Source organism: Roseateles hydrophilus (assembly GCF_026712245.1).
Lineage (GTDB): Bacteria > Pseudomonadota > Gammaproteobacteria > Burkholderiales > Burkholderiaceae_C > Pelomonas > Pelomonas hydrophilus.
This window is the reverse complement of record NZ_JAPPUY010000002.1, coordinates 625,105-636,201: the sequence shown is the minus strand read 5'-3', so window position 1 is coordinate 636,201 and position 11,097 is coordinate 625,105. Positions and strand designations below refer to the sequence as shown.

Sequence of the window (11,097 nt, the reverse complement as noted above, 5' to 3'; positions counted from 1 at the left end):
CCCCATGACCGCACTGACCTACTCCAGCCCCTTCCCCGCCGACTTCGTGTTCGGCGTCGCCGCCGCGTCCGCCCAGATCGAGGGCGCCGCCTTCACCGACGGCAAAGGCGAATCCATCTGGGACCGTTTCAGCCGTGAGCCCGGCAAGGTGCTCGGCGGCGACACGCTGGATGTCGCCTGCGACCACTACCACCGCTTCGACGAGGACTTCGCGCTGATGGCCTCGCTGGGCGTCAAGAACTACCGCCTGTCCATCGCGTGGCCGCGCATCTACCCGAACGGCGACGGCGAACTGAACCCCGCCGGCCTGGACTTCTATCACCGGCTGTTCGCCAGCATGAAGAAGCACGGCATCACACCCTGGGTCACGATGTTCCACTGGGACCTGCCGCAAGCGCTGGAAGAGCGCGGCGGCTGGACCTCGCGCGTCACGGTGGACGCCTTCGCCCGCTACGCCGACACCATCGTCAAGGCCTTTGCCGGCGAGGTGACGCACTGGATCACGATGAACGAGATCCGCTGCTTCACGCTGCTGGCCTACGGCTACGGCACCAAGGCACCGGGCCGCAAAGAGAGCGCCCAAGTCGTCAACCAGACCTTCCACCACGCGCTGCTGTGCCACGGCCATGGGGTGAGGGCCGTACGTGAGTTCGGCGGCGCGGGCGCCGTCGTGGGCCTGACCGACAACTGCGACGTCTGCATCCCCGTCACCGAGACGCCGGCCGACATCGCCGCCGCCAAGGCCTGGTTCCTGGAGAAGAACGCCCACGTGCTGGGCGCCATGCATGCCGGCCGCTACCCGGCGGACTACCTGGCCCGCGTCGGTGCCGACGCGCCCACCGTGCTGCCCGGCGACTTCGAGCTCATCAGCCTGCCCACCGACCACCTGGGCCTGAACATCTACACCGGCACCTACGTGCGCGCCAGCAACAGCGGCGCCGCCTGGGAAGCCGTACCCCTGCCGGCGAACTACCCGCGTGCCGACAGCCCCTGGCTGCACATTGCGCCGCAGTGCATCTACTGGGCCACGCGCTTCGCGGCCGAGTGCTACGGCCACCAGACGCTCTACATCACCGAGAACGGCTGCGGCTACAACGACGAGCCGGTCGTGAACGGCGAGGTGCTGGACCTGCACCGCCGCGACTTCCTGCGCAACCACCTGCGCGAGGCGCACCGCGCCATCGCCGACGGCGTGCCGCTGAAGGGCTACTTCCTGTGGAGCTTCATCGACAACTACGAGTGGGAGGACGGCTACCAGCGCCGCTTCGGCATCGTGCACTGCGACTACGGGACGCTGGTGCGCACGCCCAAGCTGTCGGCCCGCTACTACGCGCAAGTCATCGAGACCCGCCGCATCGTCTGACCTGCCGTGAAACCGGGCGAAACCCTGCCACCTATATTCCTCGCGCCGCCGCGGGCCTGTTGCCCGCTCTATGGCCTAACGAGGAAACCCCGATGACTTCGCTCCGCTCCCCGCGCCGTCGCCAGTTGTTTGCCGCCGCAGCCCTGGCCCCCGCGGCCACGCTGGCCGCCCCCCCGCAGCGCCCTGTCGCGCCCGGCACGACAACGCTGACATATGACAGCCCCTTCCCCGCCGATTTCGTTTTCGGCGTTGCGGCGGCGTCGGCGCAGATCGAGGGCGCGGCCTTCGTGGACGGCAAGGGCGAGTCGGTCTGGGACCGCTTCGCGCGCATCCCCGGCAAGGTGCACAACGGCGACACGCTGGACGTGGCCTGCGACCACTACCACCGCTTCGACGAGGACTTCGCGCTGATGGCGTCCCTCGGCATCAAGACCTACCGCCTGTCCATCGCCTGGCCGCGCATCTACCCCAACGGCGACGGCGCGCTGAACCCCAAGGGGCTGGACTTCTACCGCCGCCTCTTCGCCAGCATGAAGAAGCACGGCATCACGCCGTGGGTGACGCTGTTCCACTGGGACCTGCCGCAGGCGCTGGAGGATCGCGGCGGCTGGACCTCGCGCGTCACGGTGGACGCCTTCGCGCAGTACGCCGACACCGTGGTCAAGGCCTTCGCCCAGGACGTGAAGCACTGGATCACGCTGAACGAAATCCTCTGCTTCACGCTGCTCGGCTACGGCACCGGCTCCAAGGCGCCGGGCCGCGTCGAGAGCGCCAAGACGGTCAACCAGACCTACCACCACGCACTGCTGTGCCACGGGCATGGCGTGCGCGCGGTGCGCCAGCACGGCGGCCCGGGTGCCATCGTGGGCCTGACCGACAACTGCAGCGTTGCCGTGCCCGTCACGGAGAAGCCGGCCGACATCGCCGCCGCCAAGGCCTGGTTCACCGACCGCAACGCGCAGATCCTCGGCGCCATGCAGGCGGGCAAGTACCCCGAGAGCTTCCTGAAGCGCGTGGGCGCCGACGCGCCGGACGTGAAGCCCGGTGACTTCGACCTCATCAGCCTGCCCACCGACTTCCTGGGCCTGAACATCTACAGCGGCACCTTCGTGCGCGCCGGCAAGGCCGGCCCCGAGGCCCTCACCCACCCGGTCAACTACCCGCGCGCCGACAGCACCTGGCTGCGCCTGGTGCCCCAGTCCATCTACTGGAGCACCCGCTTCTGCCACGAGGTGTACGGCCACCAGGCCCTCTACATCACCGAGAACGGCTGCGGCTACGACGACGAACCGGTGGTGAACGGCGAGGTGACCGACCTGCACCGCCGCGACTACGTGCGCAGCCACCTGCGCGAGGCACACCGGGCCATTGCCGCCGGTGTGCCGCTGAAGGGCTACTTCCTGTGGTCCTTCATCGACAACTACGAGTGGGAAGACGGCTACCAGCGCCGCTTCGGCATCGTGCACTGCGACTTCAAGACGCAGGTGCGCACGCCCAAGCTGTCTGCCCGCTATTACGCCGACATCATCAAAGAGCGAAGAATCCTGTGAACGCCAGCACCCTCCACATGTCCCAGGCCGTGCCGAGCGCCGGCCGCCTGCCGATGAAGCAGAAGATCGGCTTCGGCCTCGGGTCCATCCTCGACATGTGGGGGCACTGGCTCTACCCGGCGCTGGCCTTCCACGTCTTCAACATCTTCCTCGGCGTGGCGCCGGGCCTCATCTCCACGGTGCAGATGATCAAGGTGTTCATCGACGCCGCCAGCGACGCCATCTTCGGCTGGCTGTCCGACAACACCCGCACGCGCTACGGCCGCCGCCGACCCTTCATCCTCGTCGGCGGCGTGCTCGCCGGCATCGGCCTGCCGCTGATGTTCGCCGTGGGCAAGGACTGGACCCAGACGCAGTACTTCATCTTCATGCTGGTCAGCATGCTGATCTACGTGCCGGTGATGGCCTGCTTCAACATGCCCTGGGTGAGCCTGGGCTCGGAGATGACGCCGGACTATCACGAGCGCACCACCGTGATGGCCATCCGCAACGCCATCCAGAAGGGGCCGGAGCTGGCGATGTTCTTCGCCGCGCAGTTCACGACGCTGGCCTTCTTCAACGACGCCGAGACCGGCAAGCCCGACATCCTGCGCGGCGCACAGACCTACTGCGCCATCCTCGGCGCCATCATGGTGGCGGCGTCCATCGCCATCTTCCTGCTGGTGCGCGAGCGCTACTACGAAAAGCTGGTGTCGCACACGCAGACCCACATCCCGTTCAAGGACACGCTGTGGCGCACGCTGCGCTGCAAGCCCTTCCGCAACGTGCTGGCGCTGTCGCTGGCCTATGGCCTGGGCACGGCCATGGTCGGCGCGCTCGGCTACTACGCCACCGTCTACTACGTCTGCAAGGGCGATGTGAAGCTGGCCACGCAATGGAACACCGCCATGGGTCTGGCCGGCATGGCCTTCGGCTTCGCGGGCATTCCGTTCTTCACATGGATCGCGCGCCAGTGGGGCAAGCGCACGGGGCTGGTGACGGTGCTGCTGATGGCCATCGGCGCCTTCATCGGCGACTGGTGGCTGTACGACCCGGAGCGCCCTTACCTGCAGCTCTTCGCCTGCGGCTTCGTCGCCTTCACCGGCGCCGGCTTCTGGACGCTGTACGGCGCCACCATCGGCGACGTGGTGGACTACGACGAGTTGCAGACCGGCCAGCGCCGCGAAGGCTCTTTCTCGGCCTGCCAGTCGTGGATCTCCAAGGTCGGCATCGCGCTCGGCGTGGGTGCGTCGGGCTGGATCCTGCAGTTCACCGGCTTCGACGCGACCAAGGAAGGCGCGCAATCGCCCGAGGCCATCTTCTGGATCCGCTTCCTGCTGTCGGCCATCCCGGTGGTCGGGCTGCTCATCGCATTGGCCGCCATCCTGCGCTTCCCGTTGACCGAGGCCCGCATGCAGGACATCCGCACGCAGCTCGAAGCCAAGCGGGGCACGGTATGACACTCTCCCGACGCAGGGCCATGCAGGCGGCGCTGGCCGGCGCGGCGCTGCCCGCGGCCGCACCGGCGCTCGCCGCGCCACGCTCAGGGGCGGGCATCGAGGGCCAGCGCACGGCCGACCTCGGCAACGGGACCTACCTCAACCCCATCGTCGCCGGTGACCATGCCGACCCCACCATCCTGAAGGACGGGGCCGACTACTACATGACCTTCTCGTCCTTCCAGTCCTACCCGGGTGCCGTCATCTGGCACTCGCAGGACCTGGTGAACTGGACGCCCATCACCGCCGCCTTGCACCAGCCCATCGGTACGGTCTGGGCGATGGACCTCATCAAGCACGCCGGCCGCTACTACCTCTACATCCCGGTGCTGCAGGACGCCGGCACCGGCATCTACGTCATCCATGCGGACAACATCCGTGGCCCGTGGAGCGCGCCCATCGACCTGAAGATCCCCGGCTGCATCGACCCCGGCCACGTGGTGGGCGAGGACGGCCGGCGCTACCTCTTCGTCAACGGCGGCCGCCGCGTGCGGCTGAGCGACGACGGCCTCGCCACCGACGGCCCGCTGCAGGACAACGCCTGGACGCCCTGGCAGTACCCCAAGGACTGGGTGGTCGAGATGTTCGCGCCCGAGGGCCCCAAGCTGTTCCGGCGCGGCGCGTGGTTCTACCTGATCAGCGCCGTCGGCGGCACCGCCGGGCCGCCCACCAGCCACATGGTCACGGTCGCGCGCTCACGCTCCGTGCATGGGCCGTGGGAGGACGCACCCAACAACCCCATCGTGCGCACGACGAGCATCGACGAGCCCTGGTGGTCGCGCGGCCACGCCACCGTCGTCGAAGGACCGGCGGGGGACTGGTGGATGGTCTATCACGGCTACGAAAACGGCTTTCGCACGCTGGGCCGCCAGGCGCTGCTGGAGCCGGTCGAATGGACCGCCGACGGCTGGCTGCGCGCCAAGGGCGGCACGCTGGACCGGCCACTGCCCAAGCCGCGCGGCGGCCAGCCGAGCCCGGCAGGTTTTGCACTGTCTGATGACTTCTCCTCGGGCAGGCTCGGCCTGCAATGGGCCTTCCATGCACCGGGGCCAGACGAAGCCCGGCGCCTGCGCTTCGAGAACAAGTCCCTGGTCATCCGCGGCAAGGGCCGCGCGCTGCCGGACAGCTCGCCGCTGACCTGCGCCTGCGGCGACCGCAGCTACGAGGTCACGGTGGACCTGGAGATCACCGGCGACGGCCACGGCGGCCTGGCACTGTTCTACGAGGAACGCGGCCATGTCGGCCTGGGCTTCAGCGCCACGCAAATGCTGACCTATGGCTACGGCCAGGAACACGCATGGATGCGCGAGCCGCTCCCCGCCACGACGGGCACGCGCCGCGTGCGCATCCGCCTCGTCAACCGCGAGCACATCGTCACCTGGCACGTCAGCCACGACGGCGGCGGCACCTGGACTCAGCACCCCTGGCAGATGGAGGTCTCCGGCCTGCATCACAACGTGTTCGGCGGCTTCGTCAGCCTGCGGCCTGCGCTGTTCAGCGCCGGGGCTGGCGAGGTGCGCGCCCGCAACTTCAGCTACCGAGGACTCGCCGCATGACGCCTTCCCGCCGCCAAGTGATCGCCGCCGCCGCCGCCCTGCCGCTGGCGGCCCAGGCTGCGCCCCCGCGGCGCCACATCGTGCTGGACCTGGCGACCGCCAGCCAGCCGCTGGACCGCTTCTTCGACCACTGCGTCGGTGCCGACTACCCCGGCACGCTGTTCCGCGAGGACTCGCTGGCGCAGCTGAAGACGGCGGTGGACGAGCTGGGCTTTCGCTACCTGCGCTTCCACGCCATCTTCCACGACGTCTTCAAGACGGTGACGCGCGACGCCGCGGGCCAGCTGGTGTTCGACTTCACGAACATCGACAAGCTCTACGACGCGATGCTCGCGCGGCGCATCAAGCCCTTCATCGAGCTGGGCTTCACGCCGCTGGCGCTGAAGACCTCGGACCTGAAGATCTTCTACTGGGCCGGCAACACCTCCCACCCCGAGCCCAAGGGCTGGGTCGCGCTGATCGACGCCTTCACGCGCCACCTGCTCAAGCGCTACGGCGAGCAGGAGGTGCGCAGCTGGTACTTCGAGGTCTGGAACGAGCCCAACCTCGACGGCTTCTGGGAGAAGGCCGATCAACAGGCCTACTTCGACCTCTACACCCGCACCGCCAAGGCCATCAAGGCCATCGATGCCCAGCTGCGCGTGGGCGGCCCGTCCACCGCTGGCGCGGCCTGGGTGCCGGAGTTCCTGGCGCACGCCAAGGCGACCGGCACGCCGGTGGACTTCATCACCACGCACACCTACGGCGTGGATGAAGGCTTCCTGGACGAGTACGGCAAGGAAGACCGTGTGCTGTCCAAGAACCCCGATGCCATCGTGGGCGACGTGCGGCGCGTGCGCCAGCAGATCGAGGCCTCGCACCTGCCGGGGCTGCCGCTGTTCTTCACCGAATGGAGCACCAGCTACAACCCGCGCGACCTGGTGCACGACAGCTACATGAGCGCGCCCTATGTGCTGACCAAGCTCAAGCAGACGCAAGGCCTGGCCCAGCACATGAGCTACTGGGTCTACAGCGACCTGTTCGAGGAACCCGGCCCGCCGGACGCGCCCTTCCACGGCGGCTTCGGCATGATGACCCGCGAAGGCATCCGCAAGCCGGTGTGGTTCACCTACAAATACCTCGCCCAGCTGGCTGCGCTGAACGGCCGCGAGGTGCCCACGCGTGACGCGCACACCTGGGCCGCCACCGACGGGCAGCAGCTGCAGGCCATCGTCTGGGACTGGCGCGACCCCGGCCAGACGGTCAGCAACCGCAGCTTCTTCGGCAAGCCCCAGCCCTCGCGCCCCGTGGGCACCGCCACGGTCGACCTGCGGGGCCTGGCGCCCGGCCGCTACCGGCTCACGCAGCACCGCGTGGGCTACGAGGTCAACGATGCGCACACGGCCTACCTGAAGATGGGCTCGCCCAAGAACCTGGATGCCCGCCAGCTCGCCACGCTGCAGGGCCTGACCACGGACCAGCCGGAGGCCCGGCGCGAACTGCGCGTGGGCACCCGGGGCACGGCCACCGTCACGCTGAAGCTGCGCAGCCACGACGTCGTGCTGCTGGGCCTGCAGAGGCTGGGCGCATGAGGCGCCGCGACGCCGCCCTGAGCCTGCTGGCGGGGCTGGCCGGCTGCGGCGGCGGTGGCGGCGGTGGCGGGGCCTCGGCCAGCACCCCGGCCGCCGTCGCGCCGGCACCGCCACCGACCGCCGCCTCGCCCTACCCCGACTACAACACCAGCCCCAAGGCCGCCGATGCCACCGGCATGGCCGACAACGCCCAGCAGATCGCGCAGAAGCTGCGCATCGGGCTGAACATCGGCAACACGCTGGAGGCCGTTGGCGGCAAGACCGAGACCTACTGGGGCAACCCGCGCATCACGCGCGAGTTCGTGCAGTTCGCCAAAGCCTCGGGCTTCAACGCCGTGCGCCTGCCCGTCTCGTGGAACCAGTACGCCGACGCCGGCAGCGCCCGCATCGAGGCCGCCTGGCTGGCCCGCGTGCGGGAGGTGGTGCAGTACTGTCTGGACGCCGACCTGCATGTGGTGCTCAACATCCACTGGGACGGCGGCTGGCTGGAGGAGAACGTCACGCCCGAGCAGCAGGTGGCGGTCAACCACCGGCAGCGGGCCTTCTGGCAGCAGATCGCCACGACGCTGCGCGACTTCGACGGCCGGCTGCTCTTCGCCAGCGCCAACGAGCCCAACGTCAAGACCGCCGCGCAGATGGCGGTGCTGATGAGCTACCACCAGACCTTCATTGACGCCGTGCGCGCCACCGGCGGGCGCAATGCCTGGCGCACGCTGGTCGTGCAGGGCCCGTCCACCGATGTGGAGTTGACGAGCCAGCTGATGACCGGCTGGCCCACCGACACCGTGGCCGGTCGGCTGATGGCCGAGATCCACTACTACACGCCGTGGAACTTCACCGGCATGACCAAGGACGAGAGCTGGGGCAACCAGTTCTATTACTGGGGCCAGGGCAACCACTCCGCCACCGACACCGCCCACAACCCCACCTGGGGCGAGGAAGCCACGCTGGACACCATGATGGGCTTGATGAAGGCCCGCTTCATCGACCGGGGCATCCCGGTCATCGTCGGCGAGTACGGCGCGCTGGACCGCAGCAACACGCTCACCGGCGACGCGCTGGCCCTGCATCGGAAGAGCCGCGCTGCCTATTGCAAGGCCGTCACGCAACGCGCGCGGGCAGCAGGCCTGGTGCCCTTCTATTGGGACACCGGCGGCCTGCTGGACCGCAGCCGCAACCAGGTGCTGGACGCCCCCGTGCTGACGGCGCTGATGGACGGCGCCCGCTGAGGCCCAAGGATTGATCCACTACGAAAACAGCCATGAGACAAGCCCTCTTCGCCGCCCTGACCCTCGTCCTGGGCATGACCAGCCCAGCGGCACATGCCGCCGAAGCCGCCACCGCCCAGGTGAGCATCTCCAACGTCGTGGTGTCCACCGTGGCGCTGGATGCCGAGCCGTGGATCACCGGCGCCTGGCCCTGGCTGGTGCAGAACACCGGCCCCGGCTGGCCAGCCACCGGCGAGTCCACCGGCGTCACGGCGCAGCTCACCGATGCCGACTTGCTGGACGGTGAGCAAGGCTGGCTGGGCACCAACCGCCAGGCCGCCCTTGCCCACGGTCTCTCCTCGGCCAGCGCCAGCGTCAGCTTCACCGGCGGCGACCTGAGCAGCGCCGGCGCCGCCAGCTCGTTCGCCAGCGCCAGCAACGGTGAAGTGGCCACCGCCACCGCACGGCTGTGGGACGCCGCCTTCATGGTCGGCGGGCGCACCCGCGTGGTGGTCACGATGACGCTGGACAGTCTCTCTGCAGCCGGCCAGGGCGGCACAGCCATGGCCCTCGCAACGCTGGGCCTCTGGCAGAACAGCAATGGTGCCGGCTTCGTCAACGCCGAGGCCCAGGCCATCGACGCCCCGGGCTTCTCGTTCGCCTACACGGGCCCGAGCACGCTGTCGGTCAGCTGGGACAACCCATCGACCGACACGGCCGTGGCCCGCATCACGCTGCTGACATCGGCGCAGGTGCTGTCCGCCGCGCCGGTGCCTGAACCGGCCTCCGCCGTCCTGCTGGCACTGGGCCTGGCCGCGCTGGCCTGGCGCCGCCGGCGCTGAGCGCGCCCCCGAGCATCGAGGTGCTGCCTCAGGCAGCCCCGAGCCCCCGGCGCAGGCGCCCGACACGAGGCGCCGCGTCACCACCATCCCCATGGAGACAAGCATGACATCGCCCCTCAGAACCTCCCTGTGCCTGCTGGCACTCGCGCTGGCCGCGCAAACGCAGGCCGTTGCACAGACCTGCACGGCCACCGCCATCAAGCCCTACCTCAAGGTCGGCACGGCCGCCTGGAGCAACAGCGCCACGGCCACCGCGGCGGCCGGCAGCACGGTCAGCCTGGGCCCGCAGCCCACGGCCGGCGGCAGCTGGGCCTGGAGCGGCTGCGGTGCCAGCGGTACGGCGCGCGAGCAGGCCCTCACCGCCAAGCACAGCTGCACGGCGACGGCCACCTACACCAACAGCTGCGGCGCCAAGTCCACCCAGGCCTTCACGATCACCGTACCCGGCATGCGCGACCTGACCAGCCTGCAGCTGTCCAAGCTGATGGGTGCGGGCTGGAACCTGGGCAACTCGCTGGAGGCCATCGGTGGCGAGACCGCCTGGGGCAATCCGCCGGCCACGCAGGCACTGTTCAACGCCGTCAAGGCCGCCGGCTTCAAGACCGTGCGCATCCCGGTGTCCTGGAAGCAGTACGCCGACGGCAACGACAACATCAGCGCCACCTGGATGAGCCGCGTGACCCAGGTCGTCAACTACGCGAAGAACGCCGGCCTCTACACGATGATCAACATCCACTGGGACGGCGGCTGGATGCAGCCCACCTATGCCAACCAGGCGCTGGCCAATGCGCGCATCACGAAGTTCTGGACGCAGATCGCCAACAACTTCAAGGGCTACGACGACACGCTGCTGTTCGCCGGCACCAACGAGGTCATGAAGGACGGCGACTACGGCACGCCCACCGTCGAGTACTACACGGTGCAGAACGGCTTCAACCAGGCCTTCGTCAACGCGGTGCGTGCCACCGGCGGCGGCAACCTGGCCCGCCACCTGATCGTGCAGGGCTTCAACACCAACATCGATCACACGGTCAATTTCGCCACGCTGCCGAATGACACCGCCACCAAGCGGCTGATGATGGAAGTCCACTTCTACGACCCCTACAACTTCACCCTCAACGAGAACAGCACGATCTGGCAATGGGGCGCCGCCGCCACCAGCGCCGCCAACACCGAAAGCTGGGCCAACGAGGCGTTCGTGGATGCCCAGTTCCAGAAGATGAAGACCCGCTTCGTCGATGCCGGCGTGCCGGTGATCCTGGGTGAGTTCGGCGCCATCCGCCGCACGCAGTACGCAGGCGCCGAAACCTACCGCACGAACTGGACGCGCTACGTCGCCCGCGCGGCCTGGACACGCGGCGCCGTGCCCGTCTGGTGGGACGCCGGCTCGCCCAACGCCAACCACAGCATGGGCCTGTTCGACCGCAGCAGCGGCGCACAGGTTCACCCCGGCCTGGTCAGCGCCGTCGTGAACGCGGCCAAGTGATCGTGCGGGGCCGGGCCAAGACGCCCGGCCTTCCTCGCCCCCC

At 68.9% G+C, this 11,097-nt stretch carries 8 protein-coding genes; all 8 read left to right on the top strand.

All coding sequences use genetic code 11. The annotated features are described in order from the left end of the window. Positions 1–4 precede the first annotated feature (4 nt). The 8 genes from NYO99_RS10070 (at position 5) to NYO99_RS10035 (ending at position 11,054) form a co-directional block, all read left to right on the top strand. Positions 5–1,363: a GH1 family beta-glucosidase gene (locus NYO99_RS10070; RefSeq protein ID WP_268167052.1), complete on the top strand. Its 1,359-nt coding sequence runs from the start codon at positions 5–7 to the stop codon at positions 1,361–1,363. Between the two features lie 92 nt (positions 1,364–1,455). Further along, complete coding sequence (locus NYO99_RS10065) at positions 1,456–2,913, top strand: GH1 family beta-glucosidase (RefSeq protein WP_268167051.1); 1,458 nt, start codon at positions 1,456–1,458, stop codon at positions 2,911–2,913. Next, the gene (locus NYO99_RS10060) at positions 2,910–4,352 is read left to right on the top strand and encodes an MFS transporter (protein ID WP_268167050.1); all 1,443 of its coding nucleotides are present in this window, start codon (positions 2,910–2,912) and stop codon (positions 4,350–4,352) included. Before NYO99_RS10065 ends, NYO99_RS10060 begins: the two co-directional genes overlap by 4 nt. Further along, on the top strand, positions 4,349–5,947 hold the full coding sequence (locus NYO99_RS10055; RefSeq protein WP_268167049.1) for a family 43 glycosylhydrolase: 1,599 nt from the start codon (positions 4,349–4,351) through the stop codon (positions 5,945–5,947). Before NYO99_RS10060 ends, NYO99_RS10055 begins: the two co-directional genes overlap by 4 nt. Then, positions 5,944–7,518 (top strand): GH39 family glycosyl hydrolase, encoded by a 1,575-nt coding sequence (locus NYO99_RS10050; protein WP_268167048.1) that lies wholly within the window; start codon positions 5,944–5,946, stop codon positions 7,516–7,518. The genes NYO99_RS10055 and NYO99_RS10050 overlap by 4 nt, the downstream gene beginning before the upstream one ends. Beyond that, entirely contained in the window at positions 7,515–8,747 is a 1,233-nt protein-coding gene (locus NYO99_RS10045; protein ID WP_268167047.1) for a glycoside hydrolase family 5 protein, read from the top strand. Before NYO99_RS10050 ends, NYO99_RS10045 begins: the two co-directional genes overlap by 4 nt. Positions 8,748–8,779: 32 nt before the next feature. Beyond that, entirely contained in the window at positions 8,780–9,568 is a 789-nt protein-coding gene (locus NYO99_RS10040) for a PEP-CTERM sorting domain-containing protein (RefSeq protein ID WP_268167046.1), read from the top strand. Positions 9,569–9,671: 103 nt separating this feature from the next. Next, complete coding sequence (locus tag NYO99_RS10035) at positions 9,672–11,054, top strand: glycoside hydrolase family 5 protein (protein ID WP_268167045.1); 1,383 nt, start codon at positions 9,672–9,674, stop codon at positions 11,052–11,054. Positions 11,055–11,097: the final 43 nt, after the last annotated feature.

Coding starts and splice junctions, on each gene's coding strand:
- NYO99_RS10040 (WP_268167046.1), top strand. CDS start 8,780: ATGAGACAAGCCCTCTTCGCCGCCCTGACCCTCGTCCTGGGCATGACC.
- NYO99_RS10045 (WP_268167047.1), top strand. CDS start 7,515: ATGAGGCGCCGCGACGCCGCCCTGAGCCTGCTGGCGGGGCTGGCCGGC.
- NYO99_RS10035 (WP_268167045.1), top strand. CDS start 9,672: ATGACATCGCCCCTCAGAACCTCCCTGTGCCTGCTGGCACTCGCGCTG.
- NYO99_RS10055 (WP_268167049.1), top strand. CDS start 4,349: ATGACACTCTCCCGACGCAGGGCCATGCAGGCGGCGCTGGCCGGCGCG.
- NYO99_RS10065 (WP_268167051.1), top strand. CDS start 1,456: ATGACTTCGCTCCGCTCCCCGCGCCGTCGCCAGTTGTTTGCCGCCGCA.
- NYO99_RS10050 (WP_268167048.1), top strand. CDS start 5,944: ATGACGCCTTCCCGCCGCCAAGTGATCGCCGCCGCCGCCGCCCTGCCG.
- NYO99_RS10070 (WP_268167052.1), top strand. CDS start 5: ATGACCGCACTGACCTACTCCAGCCCCTTCCCCGCCGACTTCGTGTTC.